Here is a 19,882-nt window from a genome sequence, read left to right on the forward strand (position 1 = left end):
GTGTGGGGGCGACGGGTGTCAGATGAGAGTGGGGTTTTCCTTGTAGACCTCTTCGAGGAGGGAGAGGTCGAACAGCTCGTCGGCCGTGATGTCCAGGCCACCGACCTTCAGGGTCGCGATGTTCTCCTCGATCAGCTTGTCCGTGATCGTGAACAGGCCGTTGGCCTTGGTGTCGGCGGTGGATATCAGGCTGTTCTGATCCTTCGACTCCAGGGTCTGCTCGGCGACGGTGAGGCCGAGCCCCTTGCCGTAGGTGTTGGCGGCGAGCTTCGCGCCGAGCGCCGGGTCGTCGACGCCGGCCTTCCAGCCCTTGATCTCCGCGCGCAGGAACGCCTTGACCAGGTCGCGTTTGGTGTCGATGGTGTCCTGCCGCACGATGTACGCCTCCGACACCAGTGGGTAGCCGTGGTCGGCGAGCAGCATGGTCTCGACCTCGAAGCCCTTGAGGCGCAGCGTGTTCGGCTCGTTGGTGACGAACGAGAACCAGCCGTCGACGGTGCCCTGGGTCAGCGGCAGCGGGTCGAACTGCACCGGCACCTTGGTGATCTTCGATTCGTCGATCTTGGCGGACTTGACGAACGCGGCCCAGATCGCCTCGTTGCTGGCCTGGACGCCGATCTTCTTGCCGTACATGTCCTCCGGCTCGGTGATCGGGGCCTTCGCCATCGACATCACGCAGAACGGGTTCTTCTGGTACTGCGCACCGATGATCTTCAGTGCTGCGCCCTTCGCGATCGCCGCACCGGTGATGTCCGGCGCGCTGATGGCGAACAGAGCCTTCTTGGTGACGACGTCGGTCTCCATCGGCGTGGCCGACGGGCCGCCGCCGATCAGGGTGACCTTGGAGAAGCCCTCTTCGGTGTAGTAGCCCCTGCTGTCGGCGATGTAGCTGCCCGCGAACTCGACGTTCTTGATCCAGGACAGCCGCAGCGTCAGCTCACCGAAGCCCTTGGAATCCGAGCCGGACGAAGCCGAGGAGTCGGAGCCGCAGGCCGCGAGCAGCGGGCCGCCGAGGATCACCGCTCCGCCCAACTGCATACCGCGCAGCAGGAAACGCCTGCGGTCGGTCCGGTACTCCGAGAACGTGCGCCCGGCACGGTGGTGTCTGCCTTCGCTGGTCATGGGACAAGCTCCTTTCTTCGGTGCCGGAGGAACCCGGCAGCTGTGAGGACACGCGTGAGTCGGTGTGGTGGCTGGTTCGGCCTTGTCGAAGTGCCGTGGCGCTACGGGGTGGCGTAACGGTCCAGCTCGGCGAGGTAGCCGTCCCTGACGGCGTCGGAGAGCCAGGCGATCTCGAAGGCGTTGCGCTGGAGCTGTACGAGTTCTGCCGGGGACAGCGGGGTGGTGGCCTGCACCGCGAGCAGGTTCTCGGTGACGTAGCCGTTCATGTAGGCGGGATCGTCGGAGCTGACGGTCACCCGCAGGCCGCGGTCGAGCATCTGGCGGACGACGGCCGGCCCGTCGGGGCCGCGCACATAGCTGTTGGAGATCGGGCAGACGGTCAGGCCCAGGCCGCGCGCCTTGATCTCCCTCTGAAGGTCTTCGCTCTCCAGGCAGTTCGCGCCGTGGTCGATGCGGTCGACGCCGATCACGTCCAGGCACTGGCGGATGTGGTCGACGGAGTTCACCTGGTCCACGTCGCAGTGCATGGTGAGCTGATATCCCTCGGCCCGCGCGCGGGCGAAGACCGCGGCGAACTTCTCCGGCGGGTTGTCGCGCTCGTCGGAGTCCAGCCCCACCCCGATGATCCACTCCCGGTACGGCAGCGACTCCAGCAGCGTCGCCATCGCGTACTCGGCCTGGAAGTCCCGCACGAAGCACATGATCAGCTGCGCCCGCACATCCAGCAGCCGACGCGCGTCGATCAGCGCCCGCCGAAGGCCCCGGATCACCGTCCCGAACGACACACCCCGCGAGGTGTGCGCCTGCGGGTCGAAGAAGATCTCCGCGTACCGCACGTTCTGTTCCTGTGCCTTGCTCAGGTACGCCCACATCAGGTCGTAGAAGTCCGCCTCGGTGAGCAGGACCTGCATGCCCTCGTAGTAGCAGGCCAGGAACGACGGCAGGTCGTGGAAGTCGTAGCCTGCCCGCATCTCGTCGGCATCGGCGTAGGGCAGCGCGATGTTGTTCCGGGCGGCGAGCGCGAACTTCAGCTCCGGCTCCAGCGTGCCCTCGATGTGCACATGCAGCTCGCACTTGGGCAGATGGGAGATGAACTCGGTCAGGTCTGTCATGGATCCTCCGGGGTGTGAGGGAAGAGCGTCGAGTGGCTCATATCTCGAATTCGGCGGGAGCCCGGGCTGCCGGTCTTCAGCTCAGGCTCCTCAGGCCCTTGCGCACTCCGGTCGCCAGAGCCTCCAGTTCCTCGTCGGTGATGCACAGTGCGGGTGATATCTGCAGGGCGCCGCAGGCGAACGCACGGGTGAGGACGCCGGCTTCGCGCACGGCCCGCACGGCACGGGGTACGAGCGAGGGATCCTCCCTCACCAGCCGCGGGTCGATCTGGACGCCGGCGAGGGCGGCGGGGCCCGTGCGTACGCTCTGCACCACTGCCTCGTCCGTCAGATCGCCGAGAACGCGCGGCAGTCGGTCCTCGATGCGCTTGGCCGCCGCCAGGAGGCCGTGGTCGGTGAGGTAGTCGAGGTTGGCGAGTGCGGCCGCGGCCGCTGCCGCGTGACCGCTGTAGGTGTAGCCGTGCCGGAAGACTTCGCCGCCGTCCCAGAACGGTGCCGTTCTGCGGTGATGGACGAGGACCGCCCCCAGGGCCATATAGCCGCTCGTCAGGCCCTTGGCGCAGAGCAGGAGGTCGGGTTCCACACCGAAGCCTTCACTGGCGAACCACGTGCCGGTACGGCCGAGCCCCGTGGTCACCTCGTCGACGATGAACAGGACGTCATGCCGTCGGCAGATCTCGGCGACCGCCGTGAGGTAGCCGGGGGGCGGGAAGTGGGCACCGCCGGCCCCGATGATCGGCTCGCAGACGAAGGCGGCGATCCGCTCGGCGCCATGCTCCTTGATGGCGTCTTCCAGGGCTTGGGCGTCGTCGCGGGCGATCAGGTGGTGATCCGGCAGCAGGGTGCCGTAGCCGATCCGGTTGGCGGGAATGCCGCTGATGTCGGTGGCTGCCGCGTGCATGCCGTGGTACGAGTCCCGTCGGCTGAGGATCACCGTGCGTTCGCTGTAACCGCGCAGGTTCCAGTAGCGGCGGGCGTATTTGACGGCGGTCTCGACGGAGTCGGACCCACCACTGGTGTAGAGGACCTTCCACGGGCCGCCGGGCGCCAGGTCGGACAGGCGTTGTGCCAGGTTCTCGGCAGGCTCGTTGGAGTAGTCGCCGAAGGTGGAGTAGGCGTGCATGCGCAGCAGTTGGGCGTGCACCGCGTCCGCGATCTCGCGGCGGCCGTAGCCGGCGTGGCAGAACCACAGACCGGCGGTGGCGTCGAGGTAACGGCTGCCGTCCCGCGCTGTCATCCAGACGCCCACGCCATCGGTGAGGACGAGAGGGTCCAGCGGGGCGGACATGTTCTGGAAGGGATGCCAGTGTGCGGACAGACCGTTGAGGGTGGTGCTGGGCATGGCGGTTCTCCTTGCGGGCCGGTCACGATGGCCTTGAGTCGGATCTCACCACTGGGTGGCGATGTATTTGGTCTCGAGGAACTCGTGGATGCCGTGGCGCCCGCCCTCGCGGCCGATGCCGCTCTGCTTGACGCCGCCGAAGGGGGCGGCGGGGTCGGAGAGCACGCCGGTGTTGAGGCCGACCATGCCTGCCTCCAGTTGCTCCGCCACGCGCAGACCGCGCCGTACGTCCTGGGTGTAGAGGTAGGAGCCCAGGCCCATCTCGGTGCTGTTGGCCATGCTGATCACGTCGTCCTCGGAGTCGAAGGAGACGACGGGGGCGACCGGTCCGAACAGTTCGTGGTCGAGGACGGGGGCGTCGGCGGGGACGGCGTCGATCAGCGTCGGCGGGAAGTAGTACCCGGGCCCGGCCTGCCGGTCACCGCCCAGGGCGACGCGGCCACCGGAGTCGACGGCGGACTGTACCGCCTTCGCCAGGGATTCCCGGGCGGAGGCGGACGCCATCGGGCCCACCTGGACGGACGGGTCCGTGCCGGGCCCCACCTTCAGCGCGGACAGACGCTCGGCCAGCCGGGCGACGAACGCGTCGTGCAGAGAGGCGTGCACGTAGAACCGGTTGGCCGCGGTGCAGGCCTCGGCGTTGTGTCTCATCTTGGCCACCAGTGCGCCGGAGACGGCCGCTTCCAGGTCGGCGTCGGGGAACACGATGAAGGGGGCGTTGCCGCCGAGTTCCATGGAGGTCTTCAGCACCCGGTGCGCGGCCTGGCCGAGCAGGACGCTGCCCACGCGCGTGGAGCCGGTGAAGGACAGTGCGCGGACCGGTCCCGCGTCGATGAGGTCGGCGACGACGGTGATGTCCCGAGCCGTCGGTATCACGTTGACCACGCCGTCGGGCACGCCCGCCTCGGTGAGCAGCCGGGCCAGGAACAACGCGGTGAGCGGGGTCTGGTGGGACGGCTTGACGATGACGGTGCAGCCCGCTGCGAGAGCGGGTGCGACCTTGCGGGTGATCATGGCGGCGGGGAGGTTCCACGGGGTGAGCAGCAGCGCCACTCCGACCGGCTGGGAGATCTCGATGATGCGTTTGTCGCCGCTCGGCGCCTGGCTGAGGTGACCGGCGACGCGTACCGCTTCTTCGCCGTACCAGCGGAAGAACTCCGCCGCGTAGCCGACTTCAGACCGGGCGTCGGCGGAGGTCTTGCCGTTCTCGGCCGTGATGAGGGCGGCGATCTCACCCTGTGCCGCGATCATCAGTTCGTAGGCCTTGCGCAGGATCTCGGCGCGCTCCCTGGGTGCCCGCTCGCGCCACGCGGGCAGCGCGGCGGCTGCCGCGGCGGCCGCGGCCCGGCCGTCGTGGACGGTGGCGTCGGCGACCGCCGCGATGACCTGCCCCGTGGCGGGGTCCTCGACGGTGAGGGTGCCGGAGTCGGCCGCGGGTCGCCAGGCCCCGTCGATGTACAGGTCGGTGGGCGTGGCGGGGATCACTGGGACACCTCCGAGGGGTGCGGGAGGCGGAACTCGTCGTTGTTCTCACCGAGTCGGGGGACGGGGCCGGGGCGGGCGCTCCGACCGTCGAACAGCAGGGGGAGGCGGGGGAGGCTGAGGGGGGTGCCGTCGTCGTGCCGGGCCCGTTCGTCGTCGATGACGGCGAAGAGGCCCCGGTGGGCGAGCTGCGGGCAGGCACGGACGTCGGCGATGGTCTGCACGGCGCCCGCGGGCTGTCCGGCGGTGCGCAGGACGGCCACGGCCTCGTGGCGGTCCTTGTCCTCGGCCCACTTCTCCAGGAGCGGCACGATGGTGTCGCTCATGCGCTCGGCGCGCTTGAGCGTGGTGTCGAGTTCAGGATCGTTCACCAGTTCAGGGGCACCGAGCGCGACGCAGCAGCGGCGCCACATCTCGTCGGTGGGAATGACGATGGACACCCACTGGCCGTCTCCGGCGCGGAACGCTCCGACGGGGCTGAAGTGGTCGATACCGCGGGTGGGGGTCTCACCGGTGCATTCATGCAGGGTGAGCGGCCGTTCCAGGAACGCCGCGCCGATGTCGTACATCGCGGCGTCGACATGGGCGCCCGATCCGGTGGAGGAGCGGGCGACCAGCGCGGTGAGCACGCCGATGGTGGCGTAGACGCCCGCGAGGAGGTCCATGCTGCCCATCGGAGCGAGTCCGGGCGGCCCGTCCGCCTCGCCGACGAGGCTGGAAAGACCGCTCATGCCCTGGATGACCGAGTCGAAGGCGGGCCAGTCGGCGTAGGGGCCGCCGGAGGTGCCGAAGCCGGAGATCTCGCAGATCACCAGCCGCGGGTGCCGCTCGCGCAGCAGGGCGGGGGCCAGGCCCTGGCGGTCCAGGGAGCCCGGACGCAGGTTGCTGACGAGGACGTCCGCGGATTCGAGCAGCTCGTGGAGGATCCGGCGGTCGCCCTCGGTGGAGAGGTCGAGTTCCACGGACTTCTTGCCGCGGTTGTAGGAGGCGAAGCCGCCGCTGATGAAGTCGTCGTCCGGGCCGATCCTGGGGTCGTACCAGCGGCGGGGGTCTCCGGTGCCCGGCCGTTCGATCTTGATGATCTCGGCGCCCGCGTCGGCGAGCATCTGGGTGCAGTACGGTGCGGCGATGAACTGCTCCAGCGACACGACGCGGACGCCGTCGAGCAGTTTCAGTCCGTCAGCCACGGTTGTCTCCGATCGTTCCGGCGACCAGGGCCACGGGGCGGAAGTCGATGACGTCGACCGGCTCGCGGGCCGGCCGCAGAGCCCGCCCCAGCACGCGCAGGGCGATCAGTGCACCGCCGTCCACCGCGAGCACCTCGTCGCAGGTGATGTGGAAGGTCAGCAGGTCGTCCTCGAAGGACGGGGCGAGGTGGGTGCAGGATCGCCACCCGACCACTGCCGCCAGTCCCGGCACCAGGCGGCTCAGGGAGGCCTGGGCGAGGGCGACGACGTGGCCCCCGTAGACCAGGCGCCGCCCGTTCTGGCCGCGGGCGGGGTCACGGTGTGCTGCGGCCTGGTTCTGGGTGAGTCGGACGAGGTCCAGGGCGCCGCTGATCGAGTCGCGCAGCGGGTCGTCGGCGCTCCACCCCGCGGACGGCAGCGGCTCGTTCGACAGACGCGACAGGTCCCAGTCCTTCGGTACTGCGGGAAGGAGGGATGCGAGTGGCCGGTCGGAGGCCGCGCTGCCGATGTCTCCCACTTCCGCCAACCGGTTCTGGTCGCGGACGGGTAGCAGGGCGAGACGTTCCAGGGACGCGACCAGCGCGTCGTGTTCGTCGCGGGTCTCGACCGACAGCAGCACCTTCGCGCGCCGTCCCTGGCCGTTGTCGCGGGTGAAGGTGCGGGCGACGGGTGTGACGGTCGAGGTGAGCGTCGTCCCCAGGGGGACCTGCCGGTGCAGCGTCACGTCGCGGTAGAAGAGGTTGGCGATGACGATCCGGGTGGCGACGGTGGACTGGCCGATGGCGATCTGCAGCGCGAGAGCCGAGTTGACCACGCGGGAGGCCATGCCGGTGGTGACGTACGACAGGGGGGCACTCAGCGCCAGGCGGGCGGGGTCACCGCTGATGGCCTGGTACTGGGCGGCCAGACCCTCGTCGACGGTGATGGCCGGGGCGGCCGGGAGGGGCACGCCCATGACGAAGTCGTCGCCGTAGGGCCCGTCCAGGGGTGGGGTGGTGTTCATTGGCTCGCCTCCGCGAGTATCCGGCGGGCCCGGGCGATGACCGGCTGGTCGACCATGTCGCCGTCGACGGCGATCGCGCCGGTGGCCTGCCCGTCTCCGACGGCGCCGAGGATGCGGCGGGCGCGCGCCACCATCGCGGCGTCCGGGCCGAACGCAGCCTGCACGATGGCGAGTTGGGCGGGATGGATGCAGAGCTTGCCGGTGAAGCCGAGGCCGGCCTGGCGGGCGCAGTTCGATGCGAGGAGCTGCTCGTCGTCGACGGAGACGGTGGGTCCGGCGATCGACGGGATGGTGGCACCGGCCGCGGCGTTCACGATCCGGGCCTGCGCCCAGGAGGTGTTGTCGGCGTGCAGGCCTCCGCTGAGGGCGAGTTGCGCGCGGTAGTCCAGTTCTCCGAACATGAGGGCCCGGACGGCCGGGTGCTGCGCGATGTGCCAGGCGTTCTCGACTCCGTCGGCCGTCTCGATCAGCGCCACAAGCGGCAGGTCGGTCCTGCTCGACACTTCGGCGACGGCATCCGTGGTGGCCTTGGGCAGTACGAGAGCGTCGACGCTGTCCGCCACGTCGTGCAGCACCGCCAGATCGGCGGCCAGGTGGGGCGATTCGGTGGCGTTGACCCGCAGCCACAGCCGGCGCTTCGGGGTGCCGAGTCGCTTGGCCCATCGCCCCACCAAGAGCCGGCCCTGGTGCTTGTCGTGCTCGGCGACCCCGTCTTCGAGGTCGGCCATCAGTGCGGACGCCGTCGACTTCTGCGCCTTGGCGAGGAACCGCTCGGAGGAAGCCGGTACCGCCAGAACGGTGCGGAGGGATATCTGCGTCATGTCGGCGTGCACCTCGAAGGGGTCGGGCGAGTCGTGGGACCGCCGAAACAGCGGCGGACGGACATCGCGGTTCATGCTTCGCTCGGCTCTGTGGCCACCGAGTGGCCGGCGAACGTGGCATAGCGGTCCGGGCGGTGCGCCCGCAGCCACCCGGCGTAGCCGCAGCCGAGCAGGCCGATCAGCAGGTAGACGCCCGGTACGAGCACGCCGGCGAGTCCGGTGTCCGTGCCGACCAGGAGATCGAAGTTGGCACCGATCAGGTAGAGGGTGACTCCCAGGCCCGCGAAGCCGAGGACCGGCGCCACCAGGCTGTGCCAGAGCCGGGTCTCCAGGCGGGTGCGGCGGAAGTAGCCGACGACCGCGAGCGAGCACACGGCCTGAAGGAGGATCATCCCCACCGCCGACGCGGCGGCGCCCCAGGAGAAGACCTCCAGGAACGGGTCCGCACCGAGGGCCGCGCAGGCGCCGAGGAAGACGATCTGCACGGCTCCCACGAGCAGGCTCGCCACGTGCGGCGACGAGGAGCGGGCGTGGGTGCGGCTGACGGACCGGTGGATGAGCCCTTCCCGGCCGAGGGAGAAGAAGTAGCGGGCTGTCGCGTTGTGGAAGGCGAGCACCGCGGCGAAGGAACTGGTGACGATGAGGGCGGCGAGCAGTTCGTTCCACGCGTCGCCGAGGTAGGTCCCGGTGGCGATGTAGACGAAGTCGGCCGGGGCTCTTGTCGCCGCGCCGACGACGTCGTCGGCTCCGTAGGCCTGCACGAGCGTCCATGAGACGAAGACGTAGAAGAGCGTGATCGCGCCGAGCGCGAGGTAGGTGGCGCGCGGGATGGAGCGCACCGGGTCGCGGGCCTCCTCCGCGTAGATCGCCGTCTGCTCGAAGCCGATGAAGGACGCGTAGGCGAAGGCGAGTCCGATGCCGAGTCCGCCGTTGAGGACGGCATCGGGGCTCAGCGAGTCCGCCGAGATTCCGGAGGCCCCGCCCTGCACGAGTATCGCGACGCCGAGGACCAGCAGGACCGAGACCTCGACCAGCATCAGCGCGCCGAGCACCTTCGCGCCGAGCGAGATCTCGCTGACGCTCATGACCGTGGTCAGCAGCAGGATCAACAGGCCGCACACGTACCAGTGCACGTTCCAGCCGAACCAGGTGGCGAGGGAACCGCTGAGGACGAATCCGGCGAAGGCCGCCAGCGCCGCCATGCCGACGAGGTAGGCGAGCAGGGACACGAACGCGGCCCCGGCACCGGCGGGCTTGCCGAGGCCGTGGGCGATGTAGGCGTAGAAGGCGCCCGGGCTCGGGATGTGCCTGCTCATCGCGACGTACCCGACGGCGAAGATCGTCAGGATGATCCCCGTGATCAGGTAGGTCAACGGCACTCCGGTACCGACGCCGAAGGCGAACGACAGCGGGGTGATGCCGATGACGCACGTCAGGGGAGCCGCTGCCGCCACGACGAAGAAGGCGATGCCGGTCGCGCCCACAGAGTCTCCGCGCAGCTGGGCGGTGGGGGCGGTTTCGTCCGCCCCCGTCACCTGAGGTGCGCTGGGGACGGCGGCGGAGGGGCCGTGTGGGTTCATCTGGGCGCTCCTCAAATTTCGAGTACCGTATTCGGTATGTGAAGCTAGCTGGCCGGACTTCAGCCGTCAACGGTTCCGAGCCGGGCATGTACGGCGCCGATCAGCCAGTCGAAGAGCGGCGCACCCGTCTCGAGCTTCTCCGGGTGCCACTGCACCCCCACCGCGAGGGGCGGGTGCTCCCCGGCCGACTGCACGCCTTCGACGATCCCGTCGTCCGAGCGCGCCGTGACCGCGAGCGCCGGGGCGACGTCGAGGAGGCACTGGTGGTGGATGCTGTTGACCTCGAACCGTCGGCCGTAGAGTTTGTCGAGTACCGAGCCCGCGATCGCGGACACGGGGTGCCGGAAACCGAGAACCTGCTCCGGGGTCCCGCCCTCGGCCCTGTGCCGCAGGGATGTCTGGTCGGCGACGTCCTCACTGAGCGTGCCGCCCAGGGCCACATTGAGGACCTGCATGCCGCGGCAGATCGCGAGCACGGGGATGCCCGTCGCGAGCGCCTCCCGGCAGACGGCCAGGTCGAACGCGTCGGCCGAGGCGGAGACGTCTTCGCTGCGACCGTCGGGGTCACGGCCGTACGACGTGGGCGAGAGATCCCGCCCTCCGATGAGCACAAGGCCGTGCACGCCATGAAGGGCGGCCTCCGCGTGCGAGGGCTCGGCCTCCGGCAGCACGACGGCGACCCCGCCGGCCCGCTGGACGTGGCCCACATAGTCGGCCCCGGCCGTCACCAGCGGGTGGCGGCCGACGGGGGGAGTCTCGACACCGCGCAGCCAGGAGGTGAGCGCTATCCGGGGAATTGGGTTGTTGTGATAGTCAGACACACCGGGTACGGTATACGAAATTCGGTATGCGTCAATGCCCGTCTTCACTGGCTTTGTGCGCCTCTTCCCGGCGCACGGACGCCGGTGTCACCGACAACAGCGGCCGGACCCGCTCAGGACGTCACCTGGGCCGGATCCCGCCGGAGACACTGAAGGGCGATCGATCGATGACGTCATTCGCGGACCTGCCTCCCGGCACACACACGGTCGAGGTCGTGATCACGGACAACCACGGTGTCCTGCGCGGCAAGAGGATCCCGGCCTCCCGCTGGGACACGGTCAAGGACGAGGGAATCGCGCTCTCGGTGGCCGCCCTCGTCTGGGGCGCGCGCTGCGAGCTGCGCGACGAGACCCCCATCGGCGGCATGGAGACCGGCTACCCGGACGTCACCGTCCTGCCGGTCCCCGGGACCGAGCGTGCTCTCCCCTGGCGCCCCGGCACCGTCCAGGTGCTCGGCCAGGTCCTCGACACGGCCAGCACGCCGTCGTCGCTGGACCCACGGGGCGCACTGCGCTCGGTCCTCGCCGAGTTCGCCGAACTCGGCTACACGGCCAAGCTCGCCCTGGAGATGGAGTTCTATCTCCTCGACCCGGGGACCCGACGGCCGCACGAAACCGACGTGAACTGCTACGCCGTCGACGACGGCGGGTTCGAGGAGAAGATCCTGGCGCCGCTGCGGAACCAGTTGCTGGAGTTCGGCGTGCCGGTCGAGGCGTCGAACATCGAGTACGCCCCCGGCCAGTTCGAGGTCAACCTGCGCTACGAGGACGCCCTCGACGCCGTGGACAACGGCGTGCGCTTCCGCAGCGCGGTCAAGGAGATCGCCCGTCAGCACGGCTACCTCGCCACCTTCATGGGCAAGCCGTTCGACGAGCTGTCCGGCAGCGGGATGCACGTGCACCAGTCGCTGTGGAAGGACGGCGTCAACGCCTTCCGTGACGACGCCGCGGAGTACCGCCTCAGCGAGACCGCCCTGCGGTACGTGGCCGGCCTGCACGCGAACATCCGCGACCTCAGCCTCCTCGGCTCCCCCACCGCGAACGACTTCAAGCGCCGGCAGGACAACACCTTCTGTCCGACGACGGTCTCCTGGGGCACGGACAACCGGACCGTCGCCATCCGTGCGATCACCGCGGGCGGCGCGACCCGCGTCGAACAGCGCGACGCGGCCGCGGACTGCAACCCCTACCTGGCCGTGGCCGGGCAGCTGGCCGCGGGGCTCTCGGGTATCCGCGAGGGCCTGACCCCGCCCCCACCGTGCACCGGCGACGCCTACACCGAGCCGACCGCGGTACGGCTGCCGACCACCGTGGAGGAGGGCTCGACGCTGCTGGAGCAGAGCGCGCTGGCCCGGCGCACGTTCACCAAGGATCTGCTCGACGTCTACGTCGACACCTGCCGCTACGAATACCGGATGGTGACGGCGCCGGTCACCGACGTCGAGCGCAACCGCTACCTGGGAGTGTTCTAGTGAAGACCGCCCCGCTCGAGATCGGTCCCCTCGACGACCGGACCTTCGAGAACGGCATACCGTACGCGACCTTCGACACTCTGCGCCGCGAGGACCCGGTGCACTGGCACGAACCCGACGGCGTACAGGCCGGCTACTGGTCGGTGACCCGGCATGCGGACGTCGTCGCCGTCACCCGCGACCCGGAGACCTTCTCGTCGCAGGTCGGCGGGACCACGATGGAGGACATCGCGGACCCGGAGAACGTCGAGGCCCGGCGCACGCTGATCGACACCGACGGCGACCTGCACACCCAGATGCGGCGGATCATCAGCCCGCGGTTCACCCCGGCCGCCGTCCACAAGGACTGGACGACGTTCGTGGAGGAGCTGGTCGCGAGCACGCTGGACTCCGCGCTCGCGGACGGCGAACTCGATGCCGTCGAGCAGCTCTGCTCGGTCATCCCGATCACCGTGCTCGGCGAACTGCTGGGCCTGCCGCACGAGGACCGCACCACCCTGATGAAGCTCGGCGACGAGATGATCGCCGGCAGCGACCCGGACCACGCCCCGCGCACCGCGTCGATCGGCGGCCCGGACGCACGGTTCGCCGGTTACCCGTTCTCCAGCCCCGCCGGCAAGGACCTGTGGGAGTACGCGGACGGACTGCGCGAGCGCCGCCGGGGCAACCTCGGCCACGACACCTTCTCCTTGCTCATGACCGGGCACATCTACGGCCGGGACCTGACCCCGCGCGAGCTGGACAACTACTTCTCCATGCTGGTCGTGGCCGGCAACGAGACCACCCGGATGGCGCTCTCCCACGCGATCCAGGCGCTCGCGGAGAATCCCGGCGAGTTCCAGCGCCTGCGCGAGGACCCCTCGCTGCTGCCCCTGGCCACCGAGGAGGTGCTGCGCTGGGCCACCCCGCTGCACCACTTCCGGCGCACCGCCACCCGCGATGTCGAGCTGGGCGGCCAACAGATCCGCACCGGCGACAAGGTCATCATGTGGTACATCTCGGCCAACCGGGATCCGGAGGTGTTCGAGGACCCGTACCGCTTCGATGTGGGCCGCAGTCCGAACCAGCACGTGGCCTTCGGCGGGGGCGGCAAGCACTTCTGCCTGGGCAACGGCCTGGCCCGGCTCGAGATCGCCACCACGCTGCGGATGCTGGCCGAGCGGCTGACCTCCATCGAGTTGACCGGCCCGGTCGTGCGCACGCGCTCCAACCTGACCAACGGCATCAAGTCCCTTCCCGTGCGGGTGCGCCATGTCTGAGTCCCGCGCCCCGCTGCCCGCCGGTATCACCCCCGGCACCACCTCGTTCCTCAGCCGCGACCGCGGCTTCGTCCTCGGTGACCGTACGGACGTCACCGCCCTCTCGGGCGCCACACTTCCCTGCGTCGACCCCAGCACCGGCGCCACCCTGCTCGAGTTCGCGGCCGGTGACGACGCCGATGCCCGGCGCGCCGTGGGCGTCGCCGCCGAGGCGTTCGCCGACGGCCGCTGGACCGGCCTGGACCCGGCGAAACGCGCCCACCTCCTCTACCGGCTCGCCGAACTGGTCGAGGCCGACGCGACGACGCTCGCCGAACTCGAGAGCCTCGACATGGGCAAACCGATCACCGAGTCGGTGGACTCGGTCGGGGGCGTCGTGGCCGCCCTGCGGTACTACGCGGGCTGGCCCACCAAGATCGAGGGCAGTGTCAACCCGGTGCGCGCCCCCTACTGGGCCTACACCGATCTGGAGCCGATCGGCGTGTGCGCGGCCATCGTGCCGTGGAACTTCCCGCTGGTCATGGCCGCGCACAAGGTCGGCCCCGCGCTGGCCGCGGGCAACACGCTCGTGCTCAAACCGGCCGAGCAGAGCCCGCTGACCGCACTGCGGCTGGGCGAGCTGGCGCTCGAGGCGGGGATCCCGCCGGGTGTGCTCACCGTCCTGACCGGCCGGGGTGAGACGGCGGGCGCCGCCCTGGTCCGCGACCCGTGTGTCGTCAAGATCGCGTTCACCGGCTCCGACCCGGTCGGCCGGTCGATCGCCGTCGAGGCCGCGCGCTCGCTCAAGCGGGTCAGCCTGGAGCTCGGGGGCAAGACGCCCAACATCGTCTTCGCCGACGCCGACCTCGCGACGGCCGCCGCCAATGCCGCCGAGGGCATCTGGGAGAACGCGGGCCAGGTCTGCATGGCCCCGAGCCGGCTGCTCGTCGAACGCTCCGTGCATGACCAGGTGCTCCAGCGAGTCGTCGAGATCGGCGCGAGCCTGCGCATCGGACCGGCGCTCGACACCGGCACGCAGCTCGGCCCGCTGGTCTCGGCCGAGCAGCAGGCCCGGGTCCAGGAGTACATCGACCTGGGTGTCGGCGCCGGCGCGGAGCTGGTCCTCGGTGGCAAGCCGGTGCCCGACAAGGGGTTCTACGTCCCCCCGACCGTGTTCGCCGACGTCGACAACCGGATGCGGATCGCTCAGGAGGAGATCTTCGGCCCGGTCCTGGCGGTCATCCCGTTCGACGACGAGGCCGATGCGCTGCGCCTGGCGAACGACTCCGCCTACGACCTGGCGGCCGCGGTCTGGACCCGCGACGTCGGCAGGGCCCGCCGGGTCAGCCGGGCCCTGCGGGCCGGGACGGTGTGGGTCAACACCGTCGGCCGGCTGGACCCGGCGATCGGGTTCGGCGGATACCGCCGCTCGGGCAGCGGCCGCGAACTGGGTCGCGCGAGCCTGGACGGCTATCTTCAGCCGAAGGGGGTCATGTTCGGACCATGAACCGCTCCCGGACGTCAGTGCAGGTGGCGGCCCTCGCGTACATGCGCGATGGCGGCCCGCCGCGCTCCGTCCGGATCCCCGGACATGATCGCATCGAGGAGATCGGCGTGGGCTGCGGCGAAGTCCTCGCTCCCCGACATCCCGTTCTTGATCAGGTCGGCCCAGATCTGCGTCGCCAGTCCGCGGCTCCACACCAGGTCGAACATCTCGGTGAGGTGCCGGTTGCCCGTGGCCTCCAGGACACTGCGGTGGATCCCCCGGTTGGCCGCGTACACCTCCCGCGGGGTGGTCATGGGCAGCCGGGTGGTGGCGGTGAACGCGACGGCGAACTTGTCGCGGACCTCCTCGGGCGCGGCGGCGACGGTCTCCGCCGCATAGCCCTCGACGGCCTCGCGGGCCTTGTACATGTGGTCGAGTTCGTCGTCGTCGATCGGCCGGACCTCGTAGCCCTTGCCGCCGGTGGAGCGGATGACCCGCTCGCGCTCGAGGCGGCGCAGGGCGTCACGCACCGGGGTCCGGCTGATCCCGAGCTCTTCGGCCAGCCGGTCCATCACCAGACGGTCCCCGGGGCCGAGGGCTCCGTCCAGCAGCGCCTCACAGAGCCGGTCGTAGGCCAGCTCCGCAAGGGACTCGGCTCGCGGACCGACAGGCTGGATCGCCACTGGATCACTCCCAATTCAAGGCAAACGTAGGGCAGTCAAGAGCGCCCTCCATCATCGCATACCGTACTGAGAGCACGGTATACGAAATACGAAAGGATAGCCTCGTGAGAATCTCCGTCGACCACGACAAGTGCATCGGCATCGGCATATGCGAGGGCCTGGCACCCACGGTGTTCGAAGTGCGCGAGGACGGCACACTCGCCCTCCGCGAGGACCACCCGACGGCTGGCCTCGACAGCGTTCACGAGGCCGCTCAGGGATGCCCGACCGGTGCGATCACCCTTCATGACGACCATGAGTGAGCGGCCCGGTCCGGTCGTGGTCGTCGGGGCCTCCCTCGCCGGCCTGCGCGCCGTCGAAGGCGTCCGGCGGGCCGGCTTCAAGGGCGAGCTCGTCCTGGTGGGGGCGGAGGAGCACCTCCCCTACAACCGGCCGCCGCTGTCCAAGGATCTCCTCACCGGCATGGTCGAGCACAACGCTCTGGGGCTGTGCACCGAGGAGCACCTGGCGGACCTCGGCGTGACCCTGCGGCTGGGCACCCCGGCCATGGGCCTGGACCTCGATGCCCGCGAAGTCGTGCTCAACGGCGCGCGGTTGCCCTTCGGTTCGCTGCTGGTCACCACCGGCTCACGCCCGGCCGCGCTCCCGCACGGCGGCGCCCCGCAGCAGGGCGTGCACCTGCTGCGGACCGTCGACGACGCGCTGGCTCTGCGGGACGACCTGCTGCGCGCCCGGGACGTCGTCGTGGTCGGCGCCGGCTTCGTCGGCGCCGAGGTCGCCTCGAGCGCGGCCGAGCTCGGTGCCCGGGTGACGGTGGTCGAGGCGGCGCCCGCCCCGCTCGCCCGCGCGCTCGGGCCGACGATCGGCGAGGTGTGCGGTCGGCTGCACGGACTCCACGGTGTCACGCTGCGCTGTGGCGCCGGCGTCGCAGCACTGGAGGGCACCCCGGCGGTGACATCCGTACGGCTGACCGACGGCACCCGGCTGCCCGCCGACGTCGTCGTCGTAGGCGTCGGGGTACGCCCGGACACCGACTGGCTGGAGGGCTCCGGGCTGGACCTGAGCGACGGCGTGGTCTGCGACGAAACCCTCAACGCCGGCCACCCCGGAATCTGGGCGGCGGGCGATGTCGCCACCTGGACCAACCCGCTCTACGGCAGACGGATGCGCCTGCAGGCCTGGACCGCCGCCTCTGAGCAGGCCCTGGCGGCGGCACGCAACGCTGTCGCCGACACCCCGAAACCCTGCTCGGTCGTCCCGTACTTCTGGTCCGACCAGTACGGCAAGCGGCTGGCCGCGCTCGGCGTGCCGGGCGAGGCGGACGAACCGCACGTGGTCGGGGACCTCGAAGGCCTGCGCTTCGTCTCCCTGCATCCCGACGGCGACCGGATCGGCATGGTCTTCGCCTTGGACCGACCGGATCTGATCATGAAATTCCGCAGGCTCGTGATGACGCGCGCCCCGTTCGGCGAGGCCGTCGAGCTCGCCGAGCGGCTCGTCGCCGAACCCGCGCACGAAGAACAAGGAGTGAGATCGTGACCACCGGCACCGTCTTCCTCACCGGAGGCGCATCGGGCATCGGCCGTGCGGTACTGGACCTGCTCGCCGACGAGCAGGTCCACGTCCTGGACCGCAACGACCCCGGCACCATCGCCCCGGGGCACACATTCGTGCACTGCGACCTGAGTGACCCCGCGTCGATCGACGCCGCGGTCGCGGCCGTGCCGGGGCAGGTGCGCGGGGTGATCAACGTCGCCGGGGTGCCCAGCACCGTCGACCCCGGCACGGTCGTCCGGGTCAACACGCTCGCCCCGATCCGGCTCACCGAGGCGCTGCTGCCGCGCATGGTGCGCGGGTCGTTCGTGGTGAACGTGGCCTCGACGGTCGGCGTCGGCTGGCGCGAGCACCAGGAGCTGCTCGGCGAGCTTCTGGCGCTCACCGATTTCACCGATGGCGACGTCTGGATCCGCCGCGAGGTGGCGCGCGGCATGGACTCCTACCGACTGTCCAAGCAAGCTCTCACCCTTTACACCCGGGAGCTTGCCGCACGCGTCGTCGGCGAGGGGATCCGTGTCAACTCGGTCAGCCCGGGCGCGGTGTCGACACCGCTCCTGGCGCACTTCTACGCGTCGCTGAGTGCCACGCTGCTCGACGACGTGCGGACCCGGATCGGCAGGCACGGCGAGCCGGCGGACATCGCCGAGGTCATCGCCTTCCTCTGCTCCGACGCGGCTCGCTGGGTGAACGGCACCGACATCGTGGCCGACGGAGGGGCCGAAGCCCTGCTGGACCACCCCGACGTCCACCGAACATGATCAGACCTCGGGCCGCACCAGAACGTGTCCTCGATGTGGCGCTGCCGGAAAGCGTCCACCTCGAACGCATCCAGCGGCAGGAGCAGGGGCACCTCCGACTCCGCTCCACCCAGTACCGCCGTCTGGATCCGCCGCGTGTCCGCCTGCAAACGAAACCCCCGACACCACTGCCCGACAAGGCTGTTCATTCATCGTTCCACTGTCCCGACGACCATGAAACGCCCGCTCATCACATCGGCCGATTCACCTACGGGGCGAAGCCACTGCGCACCCGATCGCCGGCCCCATGGCCGCTCCTCACCTCAGGAGAGGGGAAGTCGGCACAGAGCTGGAGTCAGGAGTCGGTGTCATGATGCCGACCGTACCCATCGACACTGACAACGCCCCTTGACCGCATCGAGCGCCGGGGCGTCCCGCCCGCCTTCGAGCGGGGTGCTATCCCTTGGGTCGCCGAGGCTTTCGTGCTGATCTTCCCCAGGGGCCGGCCGGTTGCTCTTGCCGAGCCCGTGCCACGAACTCCGCCCGAGTAAGCACGGCCCGCGGCCGCGGGCGGAGAACTTCTTGCGCAGCATCCCAAAGACCGGCCGAGCGCCATCCAAGGTTCAGCAGAGTGTCGTTGCAGCGCGGAGCGAAGTCCGCACTGTCCAGGTCCGGCATCTGATGACGGAACCCTCGGACCCGTGCAGTGAAAGCTGCCGGCAGGGGCACGTGGTACGTCTCCAGGTAGTGCGCGAAGTCGGCCCGCCACATCCACTCGCCGTCGGTGACCAGCGAGGAGCAACCGGACGTGTGGCGATGAACCGAACCTGCGAGGACGTCGACGCCTGCCTCCATGACCGCCGTGATCCTGTGGCCGGCATCCAGGTACTCCACGATGCGCGCCTCATCCGGTTCGCCGACCGGCTGAACCTGCATCCGCAGCGACCCATTCGCCAATACGCCCGCGTACCCGAGCTCTTCGAAGAAGCCCAGCCCCTTCAGCACGCCTTCCCCCTTACCGCTCTCACCATCAGCGAGCCGAGGTGAGCATAGGCGGGACACGGCCAACCACTCGAAGCCACATGCACCCCTGAGGCGCGGGACAGGGCGCCGTCGGCGTCCTGGGCCAACGGCTCGGGACCGAGTGACAATCGATCTCCAGCCGCTTCTGCCATGCCTGGTCAGCCCGGTTCGTGAACACCCTAGGCCGTGTCCGATGGGTCGTGTGACGCTCCGGTTGGAAACTCGTTCCGTGGGACATGGGGCGGGGGGATCTCTCGAATGACGAGTGGGCTCGGCTGGAGCCGCACTTGCCGGCGAATCGCGGCCGGGGTGGACGCTGGCAATGCCGCCGTCCAGTGATCAACGGGATGCGCGTGGGCGAAACCGGCGAAGTGCACGCGTACTTCAACATTCGCACACCGGGCAGCCTCCAGCCGATCTGGTCGGAGAAGCTGAGCTGGGCACCAGGAGTAGCCGACGCCAACCTGAACCTTCTCCGGTTCGCCGACGTCGACAACGACGACACAGCCGACTACGTCGTCATCTACGACGGTGGGGCGATCCGCGCCTGGCTCAACCGCGGCGGCAACACCCCACCGCCTCCCGGACCGGTTACCGAACCGGCAGACCCCCCGCAGGGACCCAGCCCCAGCCCGTAGAAGCGGACGGTGGGCGCGGCTCAGCCGTGCAGGCAGGCGCCCCCTCTGCTCGTCGACTCGAGCCCTGCCCGCTCGGCCGCCGCTCACCCTGCCCGACGACAACACCAGTGCCCTGCTCAGCTGGATCACGAGCGCGGCGCCCTCCCAGGCCCAACGTCTCGACGTCCTGCTTGCCCCTTTCTCTGTGCTCCTGCCGGCTTCCCCCAAAGCGCTCCTGGGTAATACGGGGAGGCCGAGACGGTGCTGGAACGGCGGGTGATCGCCCGGACAGAGCGTCCGGACCGGCGTGGGACGTCGCCGGGGATCATGCCGGATGAACGGCCCACCGACACCCCCTGTGCGGCAGCGCGCGCCGCGGGGGCCTGCCGACGCGCGGCCCGGTCGGCACGCCCCGATCCTGGGGCGTTCGCGCCGCGCATTGCGCCCTGACCTCACCCTCCTCCTCCAGCCAGGGACACGAGGAGAAGCGGCCGCAGCAGGGAGGACAGCCGAACGAGAACTCAGTCGTCGTTTCTGGTGTTCTCGCTCGGCAGGAACGTCTGGCGTGCCCAGAGGCTCAGCAGTGCCGTTCCGCCGAC

18 protein-coding genes and 1 pseudogene are annotated in these 19,882 nt (G+C 70.0%); 8 read left to right on the forward strand and 11 right to left on the reverse strand.

The features are described from left to right. Nucleotides 1-18 precede the first annotated feature (18 nt). The 9 genes from ACWDR4_RS28785 to ACWDR4_RS28825 form a co-directional block, all read right to left on the reverse strand. Nucleotides 19-1,122 carry an ABC transporter substrate-binding protein gene (locus tag ACWDR4_RS28785; RefSeq protein ID WP_450412999.1) on the reverse strand — a complete coding sequence of 368 codons (1,104 nt, stop codon included), beginning with the start codon at nt 1,120-1,122 and terminating at the stop codon, nt 19-21. Between the two features lie 101 nt (nt 1,123-1,223). After that, the gene (gene add, locus ACWDR4_RS28790) at nt 1,224-2,234 is read right to left on the reverse strand and encodes an adenosine deaminase (RefSeq protein ID WP_450413000.1); all 1,011 of its coding nucleotides are present in this window, start codon (nt 2,232-2,234) and stop codon (nt 1,224-1,226) included. A gap of 76 nt (nt 2,235-2,310) precedes the next feature. After that, nucleotides 2,311-3,576: an aminotransferase family protein gene (locus tag ACWDR4_RS28795; RefSeq protein WP_450413001.1), complete on the reverse strand. Its 1,266-nt coding sequence runs from the start codon at nt 3,574-3,576 to the stop codon at nt 2,311-2,313. A 45-nt stretch (nt 3,577-3,621) separates the two neighbouring features. After that, nucleotides 3,622-5,061 (reverse strand): NAD-dependent succinate-semialdehyde dehydrogenase, encoded by a 1,440-nt coding sequence (locus tag ACWDR4_RS28800; RefSeq protein ID WP_450413002.1) that lies wholly within the window; start codon nt 5,059-5,061, stop codon nt 3,622-3,624. After that, nucleotides 5,058-6,245 carry a CaiB/BaiF CoA transferase family protein gene (locus ACWDR4_RS28805; RefSeq protein ID WP_450413003.1) on the reverse strand — a complete coding sequence of 396 codons (1,188 nt, stop codon included), beginning with the start codon at nt 6,243-6,245 and terminating at the stop codon, nt 5,058-5,060. Before ACWDR4_RS28805 ends, ACWDR4_RS28800 begins: the two co-directional genes overlap by 4 nt. Beyond that, complete coding sequence (locus ACWDR4_RS28810) at nt 6,238-7,248, reverse strand: hypothetical protein (protein ID WP_450413004.1); 1,011 nt, start codon at nt 7,246-7,248, stop codon at nt 6,238-6,240. The genes ACWDR4_RS28805 and ACWDR4_RS28810 overlap by 8 nt, the downstream gene beginning before the upstream one ends. Beyond that, nucleotides 7,245-8,069, reverse strand: coding sequence for an HpcH/HpaI aldolase/citrate lyase family protein (locus tag ACWDR4_RS28815; RefSeq protein WP_450413005.1), 825 nt, complete (start codon nt 8,067-8,069; stop codon nt 7,245-7,247). The genes ACWDR4_RS28810 and ACWDR4_RS28815 overlap by 4 nt, the downstream gene beginning before the upstream one ends. Before the next feature lie 71 nt (nt 8,070-8,140). After that, on the reverse strand, nt 8,141-9,649 hold the full coding sequence (locus ACWDR4_RS28820) for an APC family permease (protein WP_450413006.1): 1,509 nt from the start codon (nt 9,647-9,649) through the stop codon (nt 8,141-8,143). Nucleotides 9,650-9,708: 59 nt separating this feature from the next. Continuing rightward, nucleotides 9,709-10,470, reverse strand: a complete 762-nt coding sequence (locus ACWDR4_RS28825) for a gamma-glutamyl-gamma-aminobutyrate hydrolase family protein (protein ID WP_450413007.1) — start codon at nt 10,468-10,470, stop codon at nt 9,709-9,711. A gap of 167 nt (nt 10,471-10,637) precedes the next feature. On the opposite strand from ACWDR4_RS28825, the gene ACWDR4_RS28830 reads away from it, so the two are divergent. From ACWDR4_RS28830 to ACWDR4_RS28840, 3 genes are read left to right on the forward strand one after another with little or no spacing between them, the layout of a single operon-like run. Then, nucleotides 10,638-11,942 (forward strand): glutamine synthetase family protein, encoded by a 1,305-nt coding sequence (locus ACWDR4_RS28830; RefSeq protein ID WP_450413008.1) that lies wholly within the window; start codon nt 10,638-10,640, stop codon nt 11,940-11,942. Then, the gene (locus tag ACWDR4_RS28835; protein WP_450413009.1) at nt 11,942-13,201 is read left to right on the forward strand and encodes a cytochrome P450; all 1,260 of its coding nucleotides are present in this window, start codon (nt 11,942-11,944) and stop codon (nt 13,199-13,201) included. The genes ACWDR4_RS28830 and ACWDR4_RS28835 overlap by 1 nt, the downstream gene beginning before the upstream one ends. Continuing rightward, nucleotides 13,194-14,687, forward strand: coding sequence for an aldehyde dehydrogenase family protein (locus ACWDR4_RS28840; RefSeq protein ID WP_450413010.1), 1,494 nt, complete (start codon nt 13,194-13,196; stop codon nt 14,685-14,687). Before ACWDR4_RS28835 ends, ACWDR4_RS28840 begins: the two co-directional genes overlap by 8 nt. Nucleotides 14,688-14,701: 14 nt before the next feature. Here ACWDR4_RS28840 and ACWDR4_RS28845 read toward each other — a convergent pair whose 3' ends face one another. Then, the gene (locus ACWDR4_RS28845; protein WP_450413011.1) at nt 14,702-15,349 is read right to left on the reverse strand and encodes a GntR family transcriptional regulator; all 648 of its coding nucleotides are present in this window, start codon (nt 15,347-15,349) and stop codon (nt 14,702-14,704) included. 104 nt (nt 15,350-15,453) lie between these two features. Between ACWDR4_RS28845 and ACWDR4_RS28850 the strand changes: the two genes are divergently transcribed. Genes ACWDR4_RS28850 through ACWDR4_RS28860 form a run of 3 tightly spaced genes read left to right on the forward strand, consistent with a single transcriptional unit; the run spans nt 15,454 to nt 17,664 of the window. Further along, entirely contained in the window at nt 15,454-15,651 is a 198-nt protein-coding gene (locus ACWDR4_RS28850; protein ID WP_450413012.1) for a ferredoxin, read from the forward strand. Continuing rightward, on the forward strand, nt 15,635-16,888 hold the full coding sequence (locus ACWDR4_RS28855) for an NAD(P)/FAD-dependent oxidoreductase (RefSeq protein ID WP_450413013.1): 1,254 nt from the start codon (nt 15,635-15,637) through the stop codon (nt 16,886-16,888). The genes ACWDR4_RS28850 and ACWDR4_RS28855 overlap by 17 nt, the downstream gene beginning before the upstream one ends. Continuing rightward, nucleotides 16,885-17,664, forward strand: a complete 780-nt coding sequence (locus ACWDR4_RS28860; protein WP_450413014.1) for an SDR family oxidoreductase — start codon at nt 16,885-16,887, stop codon at nt 17,662-17,664. The genes ACWDR4_RS28855 and ACWDR4_RS28860 overlap by 4 nt, the downstream gene beginning before the upstream one ends. Nucleotides 17,665-18,099: 435 nt before the next feature. Here ACWDR4_RS28860 and ACWDR4_RS28865 read toward each other — a convergent pair whose 3' ends face one another. After that, nucleotides 18,100-18,648, reverse strand: a complete 549-nt coding sequence (locus tag ACWDR4_RS28865; protein ID WP_450413015.1) for a hypothetical protein — start codon at nt 18,646-18,648, stop codon at nt 18,100-18,102. Nucleotides 18,649-18,902: 254 nt separating this feature from the next. Between ACWDR4_RS28865 and ACWDR4_RS28870 the strand changes: the two are divergent. Continuing rightward, nucleotides 18,903-19,016: pseudogene (locus ACWDR4_RS28870) on the forward strand (transposase); the annotation flags it as partial. Nucleotides 19,017-19,019: 3 nt separating this feature from the next. Next, nucleotides 19,020-19,304: a hypothetical protein gene (locus ACWDR4_RS28875; protein ID WP_450413019.1), complete on the forward strand. Its 285-nt coding sequence runs from the start codon at nt 19,020-19,022 to the stop codon at nt 19,302-19,304. Nucleotides 19,305-19,882: the final 578 nt, after the last annotated feature.

It is taken from the genome of Streptomyces sp. NPDC000878, from assembly GCF_053599695.1.

What these genes read in the sequence shown, in the direction of transcription:
- ACWDR4_RS28785 (WP_450412999.1), bottom strand. Translation starts at nt 1,122, where the DNA reads ATGACCAGCGAAGGCAGACACCACCGTGCCGGGCGCACGTTCTCGGAG.
- add (WP_450413000.1), bottom strand. Translation starts at nt 2,234, where the DNA reads ATGACAGACCTGACCGAGTTCATCTCCCATCTGCCCAAGTGCGAGCTG.
- ACWDR4_RS28795 (WP_450413001.1), bottom strand. Translation starts at nt 3,576, where the DNA reads ATGCCCAGCACCACCCTCAACGGTCTGTCCGCACACTGGCATCCCTTC.
- ACWDR4_RS28810 (WP_450413004.1), bottom strand. Translation starts at nt 7,248, where the DNA reads ATGAACACCACCCCACCCCTGGACGGGCCCTACGGCGACGACTTCGTC.
- ACWDR4_RS28815 (WP_450413005.1), bottom strand. Translation starts at nt 8,069, where the DNA reads ATGACGCAGATATCCCTCCGCACCGTTCTGGCGGTACCGGCTTCCTCC.
- ACWDR4_RS28820 (WP_450413006.1), bottom strand. Translation starts at nt 9,649, where the DNA reads ATGAACCCACACGGCCCCTCCGCCGCCGTCCCCAGCGCACCTCAGGTG.
- ACWDR4_RS28830 (WP_450413008.1), top strand. Translation starts at nt 10,638, where the DNA reads ATGACGTCATTCGCGGACCTGCCTCCCGGCACACACACGGTCGAGGTC.
- ACWDR4_RS28840 (WP_450413010.1), top strand. Translation starts at nt 13,194, where the DNA reads ATGTCTGAGTCCCGCGCCCCGCTGCCCGCCGGTATCACCCCCGGCACC.
- ACWDR4_RS28855 (WP_450413013.1), top strand. Translation starts at nt 15,635, where the DNA reads ATGACGACCATGAGTGAGCGGCCCGGTCCGGTCGTGGTCGTCGGGGCC.